Genomic DNA, 20,761 nt, shown 5'->3' with positions numbered 1-20,761 from the left:
TCGAAATTGGCCTCTTTTTTTGTTTGTGTCAGATGAAGATCAGGCGTTGTTTTTGGCCAAGGCTTCGGACAAAGCGATTTTCCAGTCGCGAATCTCAAGCGAGAATACCGATTTGATTTTCGATTTGTCAAGAACGCTGTAAGCCGGACGTTTCGCCGGAGTCGGGAAAGCCGACGTTGGAATTGGGTTGAGTTTTATGTCAAGTTTAGATTGGGAGAAGATTTCCGAGGCGAAATCGTGCCAACTGCAAATTCCCTCGTTGCTGAAGTTGTAAATGCCGTAAAAAGGCTTATTTGACGTGATAACCGCAATAATGGCGCGCGCAAGATCAACGGCGTAAGTTGGCGTTCCGACTTGATCGTCGACCACGTTCACCTCATCGCGTTCTTTGGCCAGACGCAACATCGTTTTCATGAAGTTGTGTCCGAATTCGGAATAAACCCAGGAAGTCCTGATGATGAAATAACGCGTCAGGATGTTTTGGATCTCGAGCTCGCCGTCGCGTTTGGTGCGTCCGTAAACGCCTTGCGGATTAGTTTTTTGTTCTTCGGAATACGGCTTGTCAGCATTTCCGTCGAAAACGAAATCGGTGGAAACATGAACCAAAGTGCAATTTTTGGCCAGACAGACAGCCGCCAGATTTGCCGCCGCGGCAACGTTTACCAATTGTGCTTTTTCGGGTTCGGATTCCGCTTTATCGACGGCAGTGTAAGCCGCCGCATTAATGCAGAATTCGGGTTTCACCTGGTCGAAAATCGCCTCGAGGCTTGCGAGATTTGTGATGTCGGCTTGCGAGGAATCGGCGAAATGGAAATCGAGATTTTCGTAGTTCTGATGGATCGATTTCAGGGCCTGACCCAATTGTCCCGATGCGCCCGTTACCAAAATTACCATACTTTTCTGGCGTTTTCGAGATTCGGGAGAATTTGGTCTTTTTCGGAAATCGTCATTTCGGATTCCGGAAAATTCCAGTCGATATTCACCGTCGCGTCGTTGAAAATTAGTCCGCCTTCCGATTCCTTATTGTAGAAATTGTCGCATTTGTAGAAGAAAGTCGCTGTTTGGCTCAGGACGAGAAATCCATGGGCGAAACCTCTCGGAACAAAGAATTGCCGGTTGTTTTCGGCCGAAAGTATAACGGCTTCATAGTGTCCGAAAGTAGCCGAATCCGGACGCAAATCTACCGCGACGTCGAGTACTTCTCCGTGGAGCACGCGAACGAGTTTGGCCTGCGCGTGAATTCCCGTCTGATAATGCAAGCCGCGCAAGACGCCTTTGGTCGAAACCGATTGGTTGTCCTGGACGAAATGCACGTCCTGACCGATTCCGTCGGCGAAAGTGCGTTCGTTGAAACTTTCCATGAAAGAGCCGCGTTCGTCACCGATGACTTTGGGTTCGACGATAAAACAGCCCTCGAGTTTGGTAGCGATGAAATTCATTCCGAAATAAGTCCTAAAAGGTGTTTTCCGTAACCGCTTTTGAGCAACGGCTGGGCCAGAACGCGAAGTTCATCTGCCGAAATAAAGCCCATTTCGAAAGCGGCTTCCTCGATCGATCCGATTTTTAGTCCTTGTCTTTCCTCGATGACCTGCACGAATTGGGAAGCTTGCATCAAGGAATTGAAAGTTCCCGTGTCAAGCCAGGCCGTTCCGCGATCGAGAATGCTCACTTTGAGTTTTCCGCGGTTGAGATATTCGCGGTTCACGTCAGTGATTTCGAGTTCGCCTCTGTGGCTTGGTTTTATGTTGGATGCGATCTCGACCACATCGTTGTCGTAGAAGTAAATTCCGGGAACGGCGTAATTCGACTTTGGTTTTTCGGGTTTTTCCTCGATCGACAAAACGTTTCCGTCCGCATCAAAATCGACGACGCCGTAACGCTCCGGATCGTGTACGTGGTAAGCGTAGATCACACCACCGTTAGGATCGTTGTTCGATTTGAGTAAAGCCGAAAGTCCGGTTCCGTAGAAAATATTGTCGCCCAGAACGAGTGCGACCTTGTCGTTTCCGATGAATTCTTTCCCGATGATGAACGCTTCGGCAAGTCCGTTGGGATTTTCCTGCACGGCATATTCGAAACGGCAGCCGAGTTTGGATCCGTCGCCCAAAAGCTGTCGGAACAAAGGCAAATCGTGAGGTGTGGAAATGATGAGGATTTCACGGATTCCAGACCAGATCAACGTCGACAGCGGATAGTAAATCATCGGCTTGTCATAAATTGGCATGAGTTGCTTACTCACAGCCAGTGTTAGCGGGTGCAGGCGCGTGCCCGAACCTCCGGCGAGAATGATTCCTTTCATTATGCTTGGAGTTTGCTTTTTGCCGATTGTTTTTTGTAAAAAGCCATGAACAATCTTACGATCACGAAAATTCCGATAAGGAAAATTGGAAGGATGATTTTCATTTTACCGTTGGTGACTTCGGTATTCTCGATGTTGATGTCGAGTCCGTGATCTTTTATGATCTTGTCATAACTCACTTCGCCAATACGCAGATCGCCTTGCTCGCGAACGAGTTTGTCCTTTGTGTCGATCACGTCGTTGAGTTGCGTGTTTTGGTTGATGTAAACCTGTCCGCCGCCTTGACCTGATCCGATCTGGCCCAAAATACCGTCGATTTGTGCAATCATGCGGTCGTTGGCTTCCATTTTGATTTTGAGGTTCTTTTGAAATTCCACCTGCAACTTAGAATAGAAATCGCTGTCGTTCAGATACTTGAGTAACGGCTGGATCATATTCGCATCTGTTGCCGCATCTTTGGTATGCAGGTAAATCATGTGCGTGGGATAGTTCCTGGCAGTTGCCGGTTCTTCAATGATTTTTTTGATACTTCCGTCTTCTGACATCACTTTCAAAAGCTCGAAATTGTACTCGCTTCTGTTGGCAAAAGGATAAACGTCGACGATCGGCTTGATTTCGACCTTGAGCAATTTCTTCGGAAATTTCAATCCGACGACAGACTTGAGATAATTCGTGTCGCCTTTCTCGATTTTCGATTCGAGCAAATTGATTTTTCCGTACAGGTAATCAACACTTCCGAAATTGGGCTGAACCGTGATTTCGTGGTTGTACGTTTTTTGCGTGCGGTCGAGATAGATTCCGAGTCCGACGCCAATGACAAGCAAGACGATGATGACGATGATGTTCTTGATGAAAAACTGCAACATCAGGAAAAGTCGCGTATTCAAACCTTCCAATGCATTGTTCATCTTTTCTTTCAAAGCGTTCAGGTCAAGTTCCTGATCGTCGTTAAATTTGTTGTCTTTCATCGTTTATTTGACGTTTAGTAGCTGTTCCAAAATTTTGATCGTAATAAGGTAAGTCGGTTTTACGCCCGTTGTTCCGAGGCCGCCTGAGGCAAGCGTGCTTCCGGTTTCAAGCGGATTGTCTGACGCATAATAAGCATAACGAACCTTTACGTCCGGATTGATGCTCTTGCGGATTTTCGAAGCCGATTGGATCGCTTTCTGATAATAAGCGCCTTCCATCTCGAGTCCGATAACGCCCCAGGTCGACTTGTTGAAGAAAGTCAGAAGGTCGCGGTTTTGCAGCGACGTTCCCAAAACGGTAACCATCGGGCCGGCGTAAACCGGAATGCCGTTGTTTTCCAGCAATTCCTTGGTCAGTTCGTTCTCGAACGGATAATTGTCGCCCGTGCCTTCGTTGATGTGCGCCGACGGAATCATGATATCGCCTTTGTCGCCTTCCAGAATTCCGGCTTTTCCCATGATGGAAACCGAAACCACGTTCAAAAGCGTGCGGTTTTTCCCATCGGAATACGGCTTGAGAAGTTCGTCGATCGTCTCGTAAGCTTGTTCGCCGAAAGCGTAATCCATGACGATGATCACGGGTTTGTCATCGGCTTTGGCTTTTGGGAATGCCGATTTTGTCCAATCGATCTTATCGGTATCGAAAATTTGCACGTCGATGTTCGTGCCAGACGTATCCGGAAGCGAAATCATGCCGTGTTCCAAAGCGAATTTCTCGACGGGCTTTCGAAGCGCATCGGCACCAGACTTGGAAAGTTCCTCGTAGATCGCGTAATCGCCTTTTTCCTTGAACTTGGCCTTGTGCACGTGTTCGGCGAAAAGAGAATTCATGACCGAATGCATGTTGGCCGAAATAATATGGATCGGACGGTCGATCAAACCGTTTTCCTTCAATACAGATTTGATGTTGTTGGCCCAGATTTCCCCGTGGATGTGATGTCCGAGGCGTTCTCTCAAGATCGGGCTGAAGGAAATCGTGCGCTTATTGTTCTCGACCAATTCCTCGATAGCGAGTTTTCCGAGCCAGTACACGACGCTGATGAACCGATCTGGATTTTCGGGCGTTCCGAAGCTGTCATAAACGTCGAGGATTTCCGAAAAGGACCTTCCCAAAACATTTGCCGCGTGCGACATCGCCTGTTCTTTTTCGGCCAGTTCCAGACGTTCGCCATTTCCTACGACTTCGCCCAATTTTTGCCAATCGCGCGAAACTTCGCCCGTATTTTCATCGAGCAAAACTCTCGCTTTGATCTTGTGCGATTCGATGAACAGGAACGTGAGGTGCGTCAGGATGTCGTAAATGTCCGACCGGCCGCGCGTGATCTCGACGTTCATCTGCTCCTCGTCGATGCGATAGCAATTGCGTTTTCGCTTTGGCGGAACGATGGCCTGGAAATGTGATTTGGAATAGCCTTCGTCCGAAGTCAGGTTGATGAAACGGCATTGCTCGATCCCGACCGGAAGTCGTTCGATTACGTACAAAAGTCCGTTCAGTTCTACTTTTTCGGTGGCGATGCTTCCGTAAATTTCGGGGCGCAAGGCCAAAAGTGCTTCTCTTAGTGTTTCACCGGAAACGCCCATCGGCTTGTAGAAACCGCGGTTAAACAAGTGGCGCATGGTGATGTAAAGGCGTTCTACAGCTGCCGAAGATTCCTGGGCGCGCGTGCGAACGATATTCTTAAGTTCTTTCATTCAATAAATATCTCACTGTGCAAATGTAGGATTTTTGCCGTTTTGTTTGGTTTAAGGTTTCAAGTTTAAGGTTAACGTTTGGTTTATTGGATTTTGGTGTTTCTTTTTTGGGTTGTGTTTTTTGGATTTTGGGTTTGGATTTCTAATTGGATTTGGGTTGTTTTTTGAGTTTTTTTTTGAAGTAGCCGTTCCTGTTGTTAAGGTTTGTTTTTTTGGACTTTAGGGTGAAGTCTTACGGATTCGCGGCATTGTCGCAACGTTTTGTTTTTCGGGTTTGATTTAGCCGGACTTGGATTTTTGGGTCTTCTGATAGAATCCGATTGCGGCAATTTGTCTGAATTTCTGGTTTTCGAACTTAAACCAACACCTACATTTAAGAATTTTTACAGATTTTCTGTACTCGACCAATCGTGGATCGCCCTAAATTGTGGGTGGGTGGCGGTGGTAATTTTTTCGTGTCAGATTTTGTAATATCCCTAAAATCTCACCTTCCCAACTGATCCGCGACTTTTCGATCGTTGGACAAACGCGGCAATTTGCTCTGTCCGCCGAGTTTCTAGCCTGAATCAGAATTTGACAAATTCGCGGAATTGTCGCAACGTTTGGTTTTTCGGATTTGACTAAAATTAGCTAAACTTGGATTTTTGTATCGTCCGATAGAATCCGACTACGGAAATTTGTCGCAACGTTTTATTTTGGATAATATCCAAATTAGCCAATCTTGAATTTCCGTTAGAATCCGACCACGGGAATTTTATCGCATTGCCTGGTTTTCGAACTTAAACCAACACCTACATTTAAGAATTTTTACAGATTTTCTGTACTCGACCAATCGTGGATCGCCTTAAATTGTGGGTGGGTGGCGGTGGCAATTTTTTCGTGTCAGATTTTGTAATATCCCTAAAATCTCACTTTTCCAACTGATCCGCGATTTTTCGATCGTTGGACAAACGCGGCAATTTGTTCTGTCCGCCGAGTTTTCCAATCGATTTCATATACTTCTCGAATCCATGAGCCGGAACTTTCGTAACAACAAGTTTCCGAAGCACATTTCCAGAAATCAAATCGTCATAATACACATTTTGCTTGCGCATCGCATCGTCGATTTTCTCTGAAAAACCCAGAATATCAGATGGTTCATTCTCAAACTCGATAAACCATTCGTGATACGGAAGTCCGTCTTTCGGATTGATTTGCGGCGCAACAGTGAACTCGTTTACACGAATGTCGCTTCCCAGCATCGCTTCCTTCAAAGCTTCCTCGACTTCCTTGCCGATCACGTGTTCGCCAAAAGCGGAAATGTAATGTTTGATGCGACCCGAAACGATCACGCGATACGGTTTTGTCGAGGTAAATTGGATCGTATCGCCGATGTTGTAAGCCCAAAGTCCGGCGTTGGTCGACAAAATCAGTGCATAATTGATTCCGATTTCAACTTCTCCGATTGTGTAACGGCGCGGATTTTCGGTAAAAAATTCATCGGCTTTGACGAATTCATAGAAAATGCCTGAATTCAAAAGCAACAACATTCCTTTCTCAGATTGTGAATCCTGATAGGCGAAAAATCCTTCCGAGGCCGGAAAAAGCTCGATCGCATCCACTTTGCGTCCGATGAGATTCTCGAACTTGGCGCGATACGGTTCATAGTTCACGCCTCCGTAAATGAACAAATTGAAGTTCTTGAAAATTTCCCCGACGGGTTTTTGGCCTTTCAACCTCAGTTTCTCGAAATACATCTGAACCCAACTCGGAATGCCCGAAATCACTGACATATCTTCGTTGATCGTTTCCTCGACGATCGCATCGACTTTGGTTTCCCAATCTTCGATCGTGTTGGTTTCCCAACTTGGCATGCGGTTTTTTTGGAGGTATTTTGGCACGTAATGCGCCACGATTCCGGAAAGTCGGCCAAGTTTTACGCCGTTTTTTTCCTCAAGTTCCGGACTTCCTTGCAGGAAAATCATCTTTCCGTCGACAAAATCGGCGTTTTTGGCTTCATGTATATAATGTAGGATGGCGTCCCGTGCGGCTTCGATGTGAAACGGCATCGATTCTTTGGTAAGCGGAATATATTTGGCGCCCGAAGTCGTACCGGAAGTCTTGGCGAAATACAAAGGTTTTCCAGGCCAAAGCACGTTCTGCTCGCCTTTCACCACTTCGTCCACATACGATTTGAGTTGTTCGTAATCGCGGATCGGGACGTTTTTGGCGAAATCTTCGTAAGATTTTATGTCCGCGAAAGCGTGATCTTTTCCAAAATCTGTCGAAGCGGCTCTCTCAATCAATTCCCGGAAAACTTTTTGTTGGGTTTCGATTGGACGCTGCGCCCATTTCTGCGTTTTGGAATAGACGTAATTGGCGAAAAGTTTGGCGGCTATCGACTTGAATGACATAATTAAAGCGGGAATTTTTTCTTGATGGCAGATTCGGTTCGCACAAAAAGATAAATGCAACTTCCGATGATTAAAGGCAATCCGACGACGACACCGACGATTTCCGGCAAATCGGCATAATCCAAAATTACGGCAACCGCAAGCATGAAAACACCTACTTCCAACATGCGCCAAGCCGAAAATCTTTGGGCGAAATCCCATCTTTCCTGTGACTTTCTCGAGTTGTTGGAGCGATATCCGTAAAGATCGTTGATCTTTTTGGGTGGAAAAACCAACATGACAGTCGCGGCCAAAATAAAAATTATCCCACACAAAATACTTACAAAACCGTCGGCGACATTTCCCATTATTCGAAAGATATGAATTGTTCGGGATCGATCGGATAACCGTCTTTCCAAAGTTCAAAATGCAGATGGATTCCCGTCGATTCCTGTCCGGTCGAGCCTGCCAAGCCTACGACTTCGCCGGTTCTCACGACATCGCCTTCCTCGACTGTCAATTCCGCGGCGTGTTTGTAAACCGATATGAATCCGTTGTTGTGGCGCACGATCACACAGTTGCCGTTGCTTGGCGTCCATTCTGCAAAAATCACGTTTCCGTTCAAAACCGCTTTGATTGGCGTGTTCTTCGGAACGGCGACATCGACAGCATAATGTTTTTGGCGCGCGTTGAATTTGTCGGTCACGCTGCCTTTTATTGGCGCGAACAAAACCACGCTCGTCTTTGGCGTCGCTTTCTCGAACAGGTTGTATTTGTCCTCTTTGGCGACTTCCTCGCGAAGTTCTTTTTCTTCTTCGGATGCCGTGATCTGTCCATCGGGAATTTCCATGCCGGCGGCGATTATCGAATCTTTGGAGAGTTTGGCCAAATCGAGATCGCCCGTCAAAATGCGTTTTATCGACTTGATGTAAGCTTCGTTTTTGGTAAGAGCGACTTGCAGCGAATCTGACTTCAAGGCCAATTCGGTAGCATTTCTCTTGAGTTCCGACGAAGCATAACCCGGAATGTACTCGCGCAAAGGCGTAAAAGCGATGATATAAGTGGTCACGAAAATGATCACGACCGCGCCCAAGGTGGCGAACACGAAAACGTTCATCAGCGTGAGCCGCAATGAGAAAATCTCCTCGAACGTGTCTTCATTCAAAATGACCAGTCGGTTTTTTGTGAAGAGTTTCTTGGCGATTTTTTTCCGTTTGAGCCTTTTTTGAGCCATGTTGTCGCTTTGTACAAATATAGGAAATCCGAAGTCGAAGAAATTCCGTAAATTAGAGAAGTGGCAATCATAAATATTTGCCAAAACGTTCGGCACGGAGATGTTTTTTTGACCTATCTTTGTCGTTATATTTCAATTGCTTCGGCTTAAATACAGTACCATGGGAAAATTTGGAGTAACAGAATGGATCTTGATTATTGCGGTAATCCTTTTGCTTTTTGGAGGTAAAAAGATTCCGGAACTAATGAAAGGATTGGGTTCCGGAGTAAAGGAATTCAAAAATGCAGCTAAGGATGAAACTCCTGCCGACAAGAAAAAAGAAGAGCAGAAAGCTGCTGAATAATACATATCCCGGCCTAAACCGGGATTTTTTATGCTTTGAAATTACTTGAGATTTGGCTTTTGTCGTCTCAAATTACCATCGTCAAACCAATCCGCTTGCGATCTTCATCGACATCGACAACCTTCACCTGAACGTGTTGATGCAACTTTACAACCTCGTTCACATCACTCACGAAACCGTCTTTGAGCTGTGAAATGTGGACCAGTCCGCTTTCTTTGATTCCGACATCTACGAAACAGCCGAAATTGGTGATGTTGTTGACAATTCCGGGCAAAATCATTCCCGAGCGCAAATCCTTTATTGTCTTTACCGAAGAATCGAACTCAAACACTTTCGCCGATTTTCTCGGATCGAGTCCGGGCTTTTCAAGTTCCTTGATTACATCTTTCAATCCCAGAATCCCGACAGTTTGCGTGACGTAATTCTCCGGTTTGATCAAAGCCGTTTTTTCTCTATTTCCGACGAGTTCCGAAACCGACAACTTGAGATCTTTGGCCATTTTTTCGACGATCGGATAAGCTTCGGGATGCACCGCCGAATTGTCCAACGGATTTTTCGCGCCCACGATTCTCACGAAAGCCGCGCCTTGCTGGAAAGCTTTTTCACCCAGACGCGGTACTTTTTTCAACTCTTTCCTATCGGAAAAAGGTCCGTTTTCAGAGCGGTAATTCACGATGTTTTCGGCCAGCTTCTCGCCTATTCCACTCACGTACGAAAGCAGCGATTTACTTGCGGTATTGATGTTGATTCCGACCGAATTCACGCAGCGTACCACAACTGTATCGAGTTCATCCTTGAGTTTGGACTTGTCGACGTCGTGTTGGTATTGCCCGACGCCAATTGCTTTCGGATCTATTTTGACCAATTCGGCCAGCGGATCGGAAAGTCTTCGCCCAATCGAAACCGCGCCGCGAACCGTGACGTCATATTTTGGAAATTCGTCCCTTGCAATTTTGGACGCCGAATAAACCGACGCTCCGGCTTCGCTCACTACGAAAACCTGAAGCGGTTTATCGAACGCTATTTTCTTGATGAAGAATTCGGTCTCTCTTGAAGCTGTTCCGTTTCCAATCGAGATCGCGTCGATTTTGTAGGCATTGACCATTGAACGGATTTTTTTCATCGCAATCGCAGTGTCATTTTGTGGCGCGTGCGGAAAAATCGTCTCATTGTACAACAAATCGCCTTTTTCGTCCAGACAAACCACTTTACAACCACTTTTGAATCCCGGATCAATCGCAAGAATGCGTTTTTCGCCCAATGGCGGCGCGAGTAGAAGCTGGCTCAGGTTCGTTGCGAAAACACCAATGGAATTTGTATCGGCTTTGGCTTTCGCTTCTGACAAAGATTCGTTCGAGATTGCCGGTTCGAGCAAGCGTTTGTAACTTTCGGAGATTGCCTTTTGGAGTTGTATCGCCGTCTCGCGTTTGTTTTTGATGACCGAATTTTCTATCATTTCAAGCGCTTCTTCTTTTTCAATGTCGACCGAAAGCTTGATGAAACCTTCGTTCTCGGCACGCAGCATGGCCAAAAGTCTATGAGCCGGCGCTTTTGTGAGATTTTCTTTCCAGTCGAAATATTGACTGAACTTTTTGGCATTCTCGTCGTCTTTTTTGGCCTTGACGACTTTGGTCGAAATCTCGGCTTTTCGCTGGAAAATCCGTCTCAACGTTTTTCGGACGTAGACATTTTCCGAAACCCATTCGGCGATGATATCTCGCGCGCCTTGCAAAGCTTCGTCTTCGTTGGCGACGTTTTTGTTGATATATTTCGAGGCGATGAAATCTACGTCGTCGCTGTTTTGTGCCATGATGATTTTGGCCAGCGGTTCGAGTCCGTTTTCTCTTGCTGTATCGGCTTTGGTCTTTTTCTTCTTTTTGTACGGAAGGTAAAAATCCTCGAGTTCGGTCAAATCGTAAGTGGCTTCGATCTTTTTCGAAAGTTCGGGCGTCATCGCGTTTTGTTCCGTGATCGATTTTACTATCGCGTCTTTTCGTTTCGTGATCGCATCAAATGAAGCATTTGCTTTGGCTATATTCTCAATAAAAACCTCGTCGAGATTTCCCGTCATGTCTTTTCGATAGCGCGATATGAAAGGAATCGTACAATCTTCGCTCAAAAGTTGCACAACGTTTTGGATGGATTTTGGTGAAGCGGAAACGTGTTGGGAAATAAATTCGATATTGGTCATTTGGTTGTATGGATTGACAGAATTTTTCTGGATTTGGAGATTGGCCTTGCCGAAACAGATTTTCTGTCAGAACAAACGCCTACCCCGGATGGCAGCGGCAGCCTTTTGCAGGAAAAATACTGGTTTTACCAATTTGGGACAGCGACCAAAGGAAGCTCGTCCTCAAATTGTTTAAAACCGGATTTTTGCCAGAAAGCTACAGCGGACAGCCGGAATTGGGTACAAATTAAAAGAATTGGAAAACGAATCTGGCGTCTGTTCATAAATAAAAAATCCGCGCAGAATTGCTGGCGGATCCTGATTTCATGTCTCGCGGTTTTAAGAACAGATGATCTTGTTTACGCGTGTGGCGTGGCGTCCGCCTTCGAACTCCGTAGCCAGGAAGTGCTCGACCATTTCGACGGCTTGCGGGATCGAGGTGAAACGCGCAGGTATCGAAATTATGTTTGCGTTGTTGTGGCGGCGGCACAAATCGGCGATTTCTTTTGTCCAACAGATTGCGGCGCGCACATTTTGATGTTGGTTGGCCGCCATTGCGATCCCGTTTCCTGTTCCGCAGATCACGATTCCGAAATCGGCTTTGCCTTGACTTACATCTTGCGCGACCGGATGTCCGAAATCAGGATAATCGACGCTGGCCTCGGAATCTGTTCCATAATTGGTAATTTCGTGGCCCAAAGCCTTGAGTTTTTCTACGATCTCCTTTTTGTAGTCGGGTCCGGCGTGGTCGTTCCCTATCGAAATTTTCATGTCGTGAAGTTTGTTGGCCGCAAAGATACTTATAATGTTGATTTATTTCAGGAGCGCGGGCTTTGCTTCCCATTGAAAGCCTCGATTGGTTTTGGAAATTGACATCTGAAATACCTATTGTTAACTTAGATTCGTAAGTGGTTCAGTATCAGCTAACCTAAAGTTAACATTGATTGTTGATAAAGTCCCGGTAGAAAATGGGAAGATTTTGGTGTGTCGCATCATAATATTTCCAATCAAAAACGCAGACGAGAAATCAAAGCGAAGTTTCACAGATTTCTTGAAAAGTTTTCAAGGTTCGGTACTATGGATATCAACAATCTCGACAATGCCATTTTTTCGACAAAACAACCGCAATTCCGATTGTCAACAACTGTTAATCAAAACTTAAAAAAGTCTAAAAATGAGCTATTTGGATGCGAGATTGTGTGTTAACAAATCGTTATAACAAAGTAAAATTGATAATCCTAACCCGCCAAAATAAAATTATTGTACCAATTAACATCCCATAATAACCATCATTAATTTTAAATTTAAAAGAAGATTTTTTTGATGTTTTTAATGATTGTTGATAAGATTGGAAATTCGAGTTTTTTGATTTTGGATTCGCAGATTTTGGGAGTTTTGTTTTGTTTGGAAGACTTCTAATGTAATTTCCGTGGATGGAATTTGGAATTTGTGTCTTGGAATTTTTCAAACGATTCTAAGCGAATGTCCGCCTTTGAGTTCTTCGAGAATGAAAAGCACGATGTCTGTGTCGTTCGGGTGGATTTTGAGCTTGATTCCGCCCAAAGCGAGCGAATAGAACGGCATTACCGAAGCAGTTGCCTCGTTCTCGAAAAAATAGTGCAAGCCTTCCTGGTCGAGCCGATGTTTGAGTATCTCGATCTCGTGCGTGTAATGGAAAACGGCGATGGTGATGAAATTTTCCATATCGAGGGTTTTGGCGTCGTTTAAAGTTACGAATTCCCAGCTTTATTGCTTAAAAGTTATAATTTATTTAAAAGTTAAGACAGCCTCGACCAATGGCTGGCGTATTTCGTAATTTCACGCCTAATAGTTTAAACATCAATGGCAAAAAAGAACCATAAACCGGGAAACGGAAAACCCAAGGATTTTACTGATAAGATCTTGAAAATCCTTGCCCGAAATTCAAATAAGGCATTCAACCACAAACAGATAGCGGCGATTCTCGAAGTCGACGACACCAAGAGCAGGAACGAGATTATCAGAGATCTCAAAATACTGGCTTCGACCAAAAAAATCATAGAGAGCGAACCTGGGAAATATCTCGTGAAAGCGGTAAGCCAGGATTATTACGAAGGAACGATTGACATGACGAGCCGAAAGACGGCTTTTTTCATTTGTCCGGAGTTCGAGGAAGACGTTTTTATTCCGACCAACAATCTCAACAGAGCGCTCGACAAAGACAGAGTTCAGGTCTATGTCTACAATCGCAGAAAAGGAAAAAGACCTGAAGGTGAAGTAGTTGAAATTCTCGAACGCGCCAAGACGCAATTCGTCGGTGTGATCGATATCCAGAAGAACTTCGCTTTCGTTTCTACGGCGAATCCGAAAATGTATACCGATATTTTTATTCCGAAGGACAAAATCGGCGAAGCCCAACAAGGTGAAGTCGTGCTTGTCGAGATCGAAGATTGGCCGAAAAGAGCCGATTCTCCGTTCGGAAGCGTCGTAAAAGTGCTTGGAAAACCAGGCGAACACGACACTGAAATCCACGCGATTCTCGCAGAATACGGTTTGCCGTACGATTTTCCGATAGAAGTCGAAGTCTACGCCCAAAAACTCGATACGTCGATCCAACAATCGGAAATCGAGAAAAGACGCGACATGCGAAAAACGCTCACGTTCACGATCGATCCGAGAGATGCGAAAGATTTTGACGACGCGCTTTCGTTCAAAAAGTTAGATAACGGCAATTTCGAAATCGGAATCCACATCGCCGACGTTTCGCATTATGTCGAAGAAGGCACGATTCTCGACGACGAGGCTTACAACCGTGCGACTTCGGTTTATTTGGTCGACAGAGTTGTTCCGATGTTGCCTGAAGTGTTGTCGAACTTCGCTTGTTCACTTCGTCCGCATGAAGAAAAATACACGTTCTCGGCCGTTTTTGAGTTGGACGACAAAGCGACTTTGGTCAATCAGTGGTTCGGAAGAACTGTGACTTATTCTGACCAGAGATTCGCGTACGAAGAAGCGCAGCACATTATCGAAACCAAGCAATCAGCGATTCCGCAGGAAATTTCGTTGACCGGAGAAGCTTACGAGGCGCCAAAAGACGTTACCGAAGCCGTGCTGAAACTCGACGATCTGGCCAAGATCATGCGTAGAAAAAGACTGGCCGACGGAGCGATCTCGTTCGATAAAGTCGAGGTCAAATTCAAGTTGAACGAAGAAGACGAACCTGTTGGCGTTTATTTCAAGGAAGCCAAAGATTCGAATCACCTGATTGAGGAATTCATGCTTTTGGCCAACAAAAAGGTCGCGGAATTCATCGGAAAACAAAAGAAGACATTCGTATACAGAATTCACGACGAACCCAACGAAGACAAGCTTATCGGACTTCAGGGCGTGATTTCGAAATTCGGTTACAGCATCGACTTCAGAAGTAAAAAACATATTTCACAATCGATCAACAAATTGCTCAGTGACGTCCAAGGCAAAAAGGAGCAGAACATGGTCGACACTTTGGCGATCCGAAGCATGAGCAAGGCCAAATATTCGGTTCACAATGTCGGGCATTACGGATTGGCATTCGATTACTACTCGCACTTCACCTCGCCTATCAGACGTTATCCTGACGTGATGGCGCACCGACTTTTGCAGTATTACATCGACGGTGGAAAATCTGTATCCGAAGAAGTTTACGAGGAAAAATGCGAGCATTCGTCCAAAATGGAATATCTGGCGACAAGTGCCGAACGCGATTCCGTGAAATACATGCAGGTCAAGTACATGGCCGATCATCAGGATCAGGATTTCCTTGGCGTGATTTCCGGCGTTACCGAATGGGGAATCTACGTCGAGATCGTCGACAACAAATGCGAAGGAATGTGCCGAATCCGTGAGATCAAGGACGATTATTACACGTTCGACGAAAAGCAATACGCACTCGTTGGTGCAGTTTCACACAACACGATCCAGTTAGGAGACGAAGTTTACGTGAAAGTCAAAAATGCCGATCTGGTCAAGAAACAGCTCGATTTCCATTTCCTTGGAAAGAAAGACGATTACGAAGCCCAGAAAGCAAAAGCCGACCAGGAATCGGCAGCAAAATCAAAGAAAAAATCCCCGAAGCCAAAGGTTGACGGAGACAATTAAAGTTCAATCGAAATGAGAAAGTTATTTTTTACGATAGCCGTTTTAGGAAGTTCATTCGGATTTTCCCAAGTGACGAAAGATCCGGGCGATTTCACGAAAGTCAAGGTTTACGACAGGATTTCTGCCGAGCTCATACCAAGTGATGCAAACAAAGTAGAGATCACCGGAAACCGTTCCAAAGAAGTTATAATCGTCAATAAAAACGGCGAGTTGAAACTCGGAATGCCAGCCACGAAATTGCTGCAAGGCGAGGAAATCGAGGCCAAAATCTACTACAAGGAAATCAAGAGCGTCGACGCCAGCGAAGGTGCGTTCATTTCAAGCGGAAAGCCGTTAAGTGCCGCCAGACTTGAGGTCACGGCCAAAGAAGGCGCTGAGATCAAGCTGGAATTGGACTCCGAAATCCTTAAAGTGAAATCAGTTACCGGAGCCACTGTGCGTCTTGAGGGAAAAGCTTCCGATTCTGAGATTTCCATCGGAACTGGTGGAATCGTCGAGGCGAAAAATCTGATAACAGAAAGAACTGACGTCAGCATAAACGCCGGCGGAGAAGCCGATGTCAACGCGACCAAATACGTGAAAGCGCGCACCAAAGCCGGAGGCGAGATCACGATTTTCGGGAAACCGCAAACAACCGACAAAAAGTCAATTTTAGGCGGAACAATTACCGAACAGTGAGCAAAAGGCGGGAAAAATTAACAGATTTGAAATTTCCCGCTATATTTGCCATATCACTTACTAGCCTATGATCGAAGATATTCTTGCCGCGATTCCTTTCGGATTTATTTTGAGCATAATGGTCGGACCGGTTTTCTTCGTCCTGTTGGAAACCAGTGTGGTCAAAGGTTTCAGGGCTGCGATTTGCTTCGATTTAGGTGTTATGTTGGCCGATGTGATCTTCATTCTCATCGCCTATTTTTCGAGTTACAGATTGCTCGAAGCCATCAAGGACGATCCGGCTTTGTTCCTTTTCGGAGGTTTGGTAATGCTGACTTACGGACTGATCACGCTGTTGCGGCACAAGAAAGCCAAGAAAAAAATGATCGATCCGGAAGATCCGGTGGAGCTCGCCAAAAAGAACTATTTCAGTCTTTTCTTCAAGGGATTTTTCCTGAATTTCATCAATATTGGTGTATTGGGAATTTGGTTGGCGCTCATAATTGGCGTAGGACCGCGTCTGGAATTGCAGACTTCGAGAATCATCACGTTTTTCGCTTCGGTGATCATCAGTTATTTCATCATCGACATCTTCAAGATTTTGGCGGCCAAGCAATTGCGTCGTTATCTGAATCCGGCGAACATCCTTATGATCAAAAAAGGAATTAGTATCGTTTTGATCATTTCTGGATTGTTCCTTTTGTCCCAAACCTGGTTTCCGAAAGAACATCAAATGATGGACGAAGCCATTCACAAACTCGAGAACTCGGGGAAAAAATAACATGAAAAAGTCTTTGTTTTCAATTGGTTTCGCTGTTTTGGCGATGCTGGCTTCTTGTTCCGACAAAAAGGAAAAAACAGGAAATGGTTCCAAAACTTATCTAGCAGATGCGGCCAAACTGCACGAGTTGCTTACATCGGGAGACGAACCGTTGCAGACTTTCGAAGTTCCATCGAACAAGACTTCGGAAATCACCGCCAAAAAAGGAACTTTCCTCAGGATCGATCCGTCGGTTTTCGAAACAGAGGATGGACAACCGCTTGCAGACAAGATTTCAATCGGTTTCAGGGAAATTACCCAAGCTCCGGAATTTGTTTTTGCCGACATAAGAACTTCATCCGTCAACCACAAAAATACATTGGCCGCCGGCGTTTATTTTCTTGAAGCAAAGTCTGACGGAAAAACTTTGAGAATAAAGTCCGGAAAAGCTTTAAATATCGATTTCAGGCGTTTTTCGACCAAGAGGATGGAACTTTTTGTTTCCAACCGGGACAGTCTTCAAAACATGAACTGGATGCCTTCCAACAAATCTTTCAAAAGAGTTGGAAACGCAAAAGTGGTGGACGACGGAGAACAATATTATATGCCGATGCAGATCAATCGGTTAGGTTGGATCGGCTGCAATGTTTTCAACCGCACTTCTTACGAGTTTTCGGGTCCGATTTCATTCGATTTCGTGTCGGGAATTCCTGATTTTGCGTTCGGAAAAGCATATTTATTGGTCGAAGGACGCGATACGACAATGGCACTCGAAACCGATTTGTTTTTTAAAGGAAAAGACGACATGATGTTCACCGAAGTGCCAACCGAAGGCAACGCACTTTTTGTCTGCACGGCTATAAAACAGGGAAAATTATTCGCATTCGCCTCAAAAGTTGATCTTTCGGACAGCAAATTGCCAAAAGTGAAGTTCGAGCAAACGACAGCAAAAGAACTATTTGCCAAAATCAAAGCACTTAAATAAGGCATTTTTCGACCGAAACTTTCAAACTTTAAAAGATTTGGTTACATTTGCCGACCTGATTACAAATTGGCGTCGTGGCCGAGTGGCTAGGCCGGGCTCTGCAAAAGCTCTTACAGCGGTTCGAATCCGCTCGATGCCTCAAAAAACCTTCGAAGGAAACTTTGGAGGTTTTTTATTTTTAGGCGTTTCGTACTTTTATTACAAAATGATTTTATGGATTTGGAGCTTGCGGGAAAAGCTGTGTGATCCAATCGAATTCGGGAAAAATGAACTTCCAAACGGTTTGCAATGGAGCGAAAAAATGGCGTTTACGAAAGCTTAGGTTCGCGTTTTAGATCGCTCCTCGCCTGCTTTGCACTTTGTCCAAACGGTTTATTTTTTAGGATCAACTCCTATATTCTTCCATCACGATCGTGACCATTTCGACATCGCCACCAATCGGCGGATTGATTTTCGACACGCCCAAAGTGATGCACGAAACTTCGGGGATTTCTCCAAAAACACGAACGATGATTCGGTGCGCGACATGTTCCAAAAGTTTCGACGGAATTCGCATTTCCTCAACAACGATGCGGTTCAGCAGCACATAATCTACGGTGTCGGCAAGTGCGTCGCTTTCGGCAGATTTTCTCAAATCGGTCTTTATTTCAAGATCTACCGTGTATTCCGAACCGATTTTGGTCTCTTCGGGCAAACAGCCGTGGTACGAAAAAGTGCGTATATTTTTGAGTCTGATGATTCCCATGTGATGAATTTTCCCCAAAATTACGACAAATCCCAACGCGAATACTGCTGTTTGAAAACGAACAAAATCAACGAATAAACACTAAATTTGCAGCTTTCCATACACAATTATGCCAGAAGAAAAATCCCTTAATTTCATTGAGCAGATCATAGAAGAAGATTTGAAGAACGGCCTGCCGCACAGTGGCTTGCGCTTCCGTTTTCCGCCAGAGCCGAATGGTTATCTGCATATCGGTCACGCCAGTGCGATCGCTTTGAACTTCGGTTTGGGCGAATCTTACAGCGCTCCCGTGAACTTGCGTTTCGACGATACCAATCCCGAAAAGGAAGAACAGGAATACGTCGACGCAATTAAACGCGATGTGGAATGGCTTGGTTATCAATGGGCTGAGGAACGTTACGCATCTGATTATTTCCAACAACTATACGATTGGACAGTCGCGCTTATCGAAAAAGGAAAGGCTTATGTCGACAGTCAGTCTTCAGAAGAAATCGCTGAGCAAAAAGGTACGCCAACGCAACCCGGGGTCGATTCTCCTTACAGAAATCGATCGGTCGAAGAAAATCTCGACTTGTTCGATCGCATGAAAAAAGGCGAATTTGCTGACGGAACCCACATCGTTCGCGCCAAAATCGACATGGCTTCGACCAATATGTTGATGCGCGATCCATTGATGTACAGAATCATGCACAAACACCACCACAGAACCGGCGATGATTGGTGCATTTACCCAATGTACGATTGGGCGCACGGCGAATCTGATTATCTTGAACAAATTTCGCACTCGCTTTGTACGCTTGAATTTTTGCCGCACCGCGAATTGTACGATTGGTTTTTGGATCAGATCCACGACGAGAAGAAATTGCGTCCGAAACAGCGCGAATTCGCTCGTAGAAACTTGAGCCACACCGTTGTAAGCAAGCGAAAATTGTTACAATTGGTGAACCAGAATTTCGTTTCGGGTTGGGACGATCCGCGTATGTCGACCATTTCCGGTCTTCGCCGACGTGGCTTCACTCCTGCTTCACTGCGCAATTTTGCAAACACTATCGGAATTGCCAAACGCGACAATTTGATCGATGTTTCGCTTTTGGAATTTTGCATCCGCGAGGATCTCAACAAAATCGCACCTCGCGTTATGGGCGTGATCGATCCGATAAAATTGATCATTACGAATTATCCGCAAGGAAAAGAAGAACGATTGGAAGCCGAAAATAGCCAGGAAGATGAAAACGCAGGTTTCCGTCAAGTGCCATTCTCAAAGGAATTGTGGATTGAGCGCGAGGATTTTATGGAAGATGCGCCGCCGAAGTTCTTCAGGCTTTCGATAGACAGAGAAGTCCGTTTGAAGAATGCCTACATCATCAAAGGTGAAAAAGTCGTCAAGGATTCTGACGGAAATATCACTGAAATCCATGCGACTTACGACGTTGATTCGTTGTCGGGAAGCGGAACTGAAGCCAGTCAGAGAAAGGTTTCGGGAACGCTTCACTGGGTTTCTGCGAATCACGCTTTGGAAGCCGAAGTACGTCTCTACGACAGGCTTTTCACCGACGAATCGCCAGACACTCACAAAGGGAAAGACTTCCTGGAATTCATAAATCCGAATTCCTTGAAAACCGTTACGGCTTATGTTGAACCGAGTTTGAAAGATGCGAAAATCGAGGACAAATTCCAGTTCCAAAGACTTGGTTATTTTACTGTGGATAAGGAATCTACGTCAGAGAAATTGGTTTTCAACAGAACCGTCGGACTCAAAGATGCATGGGAAGAAAAGGGAAAAAAAGAGGAAAATGCGGTCAACAATTCGCTGAAGGAAATCAACCGTTTTTTCAAGGCAAATTCTGATGAAGAACGCGATGCGATCGAGAAATCCATTTCTGAAAACATCAAGTCGCTAGAAAATTTTAGTTTGATCCAGAATTCGTTCCGAAAGAATATCGCCAACAATAAGAGCGCACTCCTATTCGCGAATTGGCTCGTGAAATATTCCGACAAAATTCAACTTTCCGCAATCGAAGAAGAGATTGTCGAGAAATTTTATGGAATGTCACTCAAAAGCGAATCGCCATTTGTGCGAGAGGAAATTTTGCATCAGCTGAAAAACAAAACGGAGGTCGCTTCGATTTTTTCCGAAGAAATCGCCAAACTGAAATCGGTTGAAAAGAACGAAAGAGTTTTACAATTGCTTTCTGAGTTCTGATAGATTTCGAATATTATAGATTTTAGAAATGGAAGCCGACGAGTTACAGTCGGCTTTTTCTATTATCTGTAAATTCTATTGAAATTTATTTTTGATCGATATTTACTTTAAAAATCGGCTTCCATATTTTATTTCTATCGGATAAATAAAATCATCTAACGTACTTGGACATTTTTTGATATATCGTCGCGCAAATCGCCTTATTTCAATTTTTGAC

18 protein-coding genes and 1 tRNA gene are annotated in these 20,761 nt (G+C 45.0%); 7 read left to right on the top strand and 12 right to left on the bottom strand.

Annotated features, from left to right (window positions below; translation table 11 throughout):
• Positions 1 to 39 precede the first annotated feature (39 nt).
• The 8 genes from rfbD to EOO49_RS07940 form a co-directional block, all read right to left on the bottom strand.
• A complete protein-coding gene (rfbD, locus tag EOO49_RS07975) occupies positions 40 to 894 on the bottom strand; it encodes a dTDP-4-dehydrorhamnose reductase (RefSeq protein ID WP_290844439.1) in 855 nt (284 codons plus the stop codon).
• Entirely contained in the window at positions 888 to 1,439 is a 552-nt protein-coding gene (rfbC, locus tag EOO49_RS07970; protein WP_290844437.1) for a dTDP-4-dehydrorhamnose 3,5-epimerase, read from the bottom strand. The genes rfbD and rfbC overlap by 7 nt, the downstream gene beginning before the upstream one ends.
• On the bottom strand, positions 1,436 to 2,299 hold the full coding sequence (gene rfbA, locus EOO49_RS07965) for a glucose-1-phosphate thymidylyltransferase RfbA (protein WP_290844435.1): 864 nt from the start codon (positions 2,297 to 2,299) through the stop codon (positions 1,436 to 1,438). Before rfbA ends, rfbC begins: the two co-directional genes overlap by 4 nt.
• On the bottom strand, positions 2,299 to 3,267 hold the full coding sequence (locus EOO49_RS07960) for a hypothetical protein (protein ID WP_290844433.1): 969 nt from the start codon (positions 3,265 to 3,267) through the stop codon (positions 2,299 to 2,301). The genes rfbA and EOO49_RS07960 overlap by 1 nt, the downstream gene beginning before the upstream one ends.
• Before the next feature lie 3 nt (positions 3,268 to 3,270).
• The gene (locus tag EOO49_RS07955; protein ID WP_290844432.1) at positions 3,271 to 4,959 is read right to left on the bottom strand and encodes a hypothetical protein; all 1,689 of its coding nucleotides are present in this window, start codon (positions 4,957 to 4,959) and stop codon (positions 3,271 to 3,273) included.
• Positions 4,960 to 5,867: 908 nt separating this feature from the next.
• Entirely contained in the window at positions 5,868 to 7,352 is a 1,485-nt protein-coding gene (locus tag EOO49_RS07950; protein ID WP_290844431.1) for a GH3 auxin-responsive promoter family protein, read from the bottom strand.
• 2 nt (positions 7,353 to 7,354) lie between these two features.
• A complete protein-coding gene (locus EOO49_RS07945; protein ID WP_290844429.1) occupies positions 7,355 to 7,699 on the bottom strand; it encodes an SdpI family protein in 345 nt (114 codons plus the stop codon).
• Positions 7,699 to 8,565 (bottom strand): M23 family metallopeptidase, encoded by an 867-nt coding sequence (locus tag EOO49_RS07940; RefSeq protein WP_290844427.1) that lies wholly within the window; start codon positions 8,563 to 8,565, stop codon positions 7,699 to 7,701. Before EOO49_RS07940 ends, EOO49_RS07945 begins: the two co-directional genes overlap by 1 nt.
• 160 nt (positions 8,566 to 8,725) lie before the next feature.
• Here EOO49_RS07940 and tatA point away from each other — a divergent pair, with 160 nt between their 5' ends.
• Positions 8,726 to 8,908 carry a twin-arginine translocase TatA/TatE family subunit gene (tatA, locus tag EOO49_RS07935; RefSeq protein ID WP_290844425.1) on the top strand — a complete coding sequence of 61 codons (183 nt, stop codon included), beginning with the start codon at positions 8,726 to 8,728 and terminating at the stop codon, positions 8,906 to 8,908.
• A 67-nt stretch (positions 8,909 to 8,975) separates the two neighbouring features.
• Here the strand turns inward: tatA and EOO49_RS07930 are convergent, their stop codons facing one another.
• From EOO49_RS07930 to EOO49_RS07920, 3 genes are all read right to left on the bottom strand, one after another.
• Positions 8,976 to 11,099: a Tex family protein gene (locus tag EOO49_RS07930; protein WP_290844423.1), complete on the bottom strand. Its 2,124-nt coding sequence runs from the start codon at positions 11,097 to 11,099 to the stop codon at positions 8,976 to 8,978.
• Between the two features lie 318 nt (positions 11,100 to 11,417).
• Positions 11,418 to 11,849, bottom strand: coding sequence for a ribose 5-phosphate isomerase B (gene rpiB, locus EOO49_RS07925; RefSeq protein ID WP_290844421.1), 432 nt, complete (start codon positions 11,847 to 11,849; stop codon positions 11,418 to 11,420).
• 693 nt (positions 11,850 to 12,542) lie between these two features.
• Positions 12,543 to 12,782, bottom strand: coding sequence for a DUF2007 domain-containing protein (locus EOO49_RS07920; RefSeq protein ID WP_290844419.1), 240 nt, complete (start codon positions 12,780 to 12,782; stop codon positions 12,543 to 12,545).
• A gap of 138 nt (positions 12,783 to 12,920) precedes the next feature.
• On the opposite strand from EOO49_RS07920, the gene rnr reads away from it, so the two are divergent.
• The 5 genes from rnr to EOO49_RS07895 all read left to right on the top strand — a co-directional run bounded on the left by rnr (position 12,921) and on the right by EOO49_RS07895 (position 17,735).
• The gene (gene rnr, locus EOO49_RS07915; RefSeq protein ID WP_290844417.1) at positions 12,921 to 15,194 is read left to right on the top strand and encodes a ribonuclease R; all 2,274 of its coding nucleotides are present in this window, start codon (positions 12,921 to 12,923) and stop codon (positions 15,192 to 15,194) included.
• 12 nt (positions 15,195 to 15,206) lie between these two features.
• On the top strand, positions 15,207 to 15,872 hold the full coding sequence (locus tag EOO49_RS07910; RefSeq protein ID WP_290844416.1) for a head GIN domain-containing protein: 666 nt from the start codon (positions 15,207 to 15,209) through the stop codon (positions 15,870 to 15,872).
• A 67-nt stretch (positions 15,873 to 15,939) separates the two neighbouring features.
• Positions 15,940 to 16,632 (top strand): LysE family transporter, encoded by a 693-nt coding sequence (locus EOO49_RS07905; protein ID WP_290844414.1) that lies wholly within the window; start codon positions 15,940 to 15,942, stop codon positions 16,630 to 16,632.
• A 1-nt stretch (position 16,633) separates the two neighbouring features.
• Complete coding sequence (locus EOO49_RS07900) at positions 16,634 to 17,596, top strand: hypothetical protein (protein ID WP_290844412.1); 963 nt, start codon at positions 16,634 to 16,636, stop codon at positions 17,594 to 17,596.
• A 68-nt stretch (positions 17,597 to 17,664) separates the two neighbouring features.
• Positions 17,665 to 17,735 (top strand) — tRNA-Cys (locus EOO49_RS07895).
• A 246-nt stretch (positions 17,736 to 17,981) separates the two neighbouring features.
• Here the strand turns inward: EOO49_RS07895 and folB are convergent.
• Positions 17,982 to 18,341, bottom strand: coding sequence for a dihydroneopterin aldolase (folB, locus tag EOO49_RS07890; RefSeq protein ID WP_290844411.1), 360 nt, complete (start codon positions 18,339 to 18,341; stop codon positions 17,982 to 17,984).
• 106 nt (positions 18,342 to 18,447) lie between these two features.
• Between folB and EOO49_RS07885 the strand changes: the two genes are divergently transcribed.
• Entirely contained in the window at positions 18,448 to 20,544 is a 2,097-nt protein-coding gene (locus EOO49_RS07885) for a glutamine--tRNA ligase/YqeY domain fusion protein (protein WP_290844612.1), read from the top strand.
• The last annotated feature ends 217 nt before the right edge of the window (positions 20,545 to 20,761 follow it).

This window comes from Flavobacterium sp. (assembly GCF_004295795.1).
Lineage (GTDB): Bacteria > Bacteroidota > Bacteroidia > Flavobacteriales > Flavobacteriaceae > Flavobacterium.
The sequence above is the reverse complement of the archived record's forward strand: the minus strand, read 5'-3'. Positions and strand labels throughout refer to the sequence as shown.

Coding starts and splice junctions, on each gene's coding strand:
- rfbD (WP_290844439.1), bottom strand. CDS start 894: ATGGTAATTTTGGTAACGGGCGCATCGGGACAATTGGGTCAGGCCCTG.
- rfbC (WP_290844437.1), bottom strand. CDS start 1,439: ATGAATTTCATCGCTACCAAACTCGAGGGCTGTTTTATCGTCGAACCC.
- rfbA (WP_290844435.1), bottom strand. CDS start 2,299: ATGAAAGGAATCATTCTCGCCGGAGGTTCGGGCACGCGCCTGCACCCG.
- EOO49_RS07960 (WP_290844433.1), bottom strand. CDS start 3,267: ATGAAAGACAACAAATTTAACGACGATCAGGAACTTGACCTGAACGCT.
- EOO49_RS07955 (WP_290844432.1), bottom strand. CDS start 4,959: ATGAAAGAACTTAAGAATATCGTTCGCACGCGCGCCCAGGAATCTTCG.
- EOO49_RS07950 (WP_290844431.1), bottom strand. CDS start 7,352: ATGTCATTCAAGTCGATAGCCGCCAAACTTTTCGCCAATTACGTCTAT.
- EOO49_RS07945 (WP_290844429.1), bottom strand. CDS start 7,699: ATGGGAAATGTCGCCGACGGTTTTGTAAGTATTTTGTGTGGGATAATT.
- EOO49_RS07940 (WP_290844427.1), bottom strand. CDS start 8,565: ATGGCTCAAAAAAGGCTCAAACGGAAAAAAATCGCCAAGAAACTCTTC.
- tatA (WP_290844425.1), top strand. CDS start 8,726: ATGGGAAAATTTGGAGTAACAGAATGGATCTTGATTATTGCGGTAATC.
- EOO49_RS07930 (WP_290844423.1), bottom strand. CDS start 11,099: ATGACCAATATCGAATTTATTTCCCAACACGTTTCCGCTTCACCAAAA.
- rpiB (WP_290844421.1), bottom strand. CDS start 11,849: ATGAAAATTTCGATAGGGAACGACCACGCCGGACCCGACTACAAAAAG.
- EOO49_RS07920 (WP_290844419.1), bottom strand. CDS start 12,782: ATGGAAAATTTCATCACCATCGCCGTTTTCCATTACACGCACGAGATC.
- rnr (WP_290844417.1), top strand. CDS start 12,921: ATGGCAAAAAAGAACCATAAACCGGGAAACGGAAAACCCAAGGATTTT.
- EOO49_RS07910 (WP_290844416.1), top strand. CDS start 15,207: ATGAGAAAGTTATTTTTTACGATAGCCGTTTTAGGAAGTTCATTCGGA.
- EOO49_RS07905 (WP_290844414.1), top strand. CDS start 15,940: ATGATCGAAGATATTCTTGCCGCGATTCCTTTCGGATTTATTTTGAGC.
- EOO49_RS07900 (WP_290844412.1), top strand. CDS start 16,634: ATGAAAAAGTCTTTGTTTTCAATTGGTTTCGCTGTTTTGGCGATGCTG.
- folB (WP_290844411.1), bottom strand. CDS start 18,341: ATGGGAATCATCAGACTCAAAAATATACGCACTTTTTCGTACCACGGC.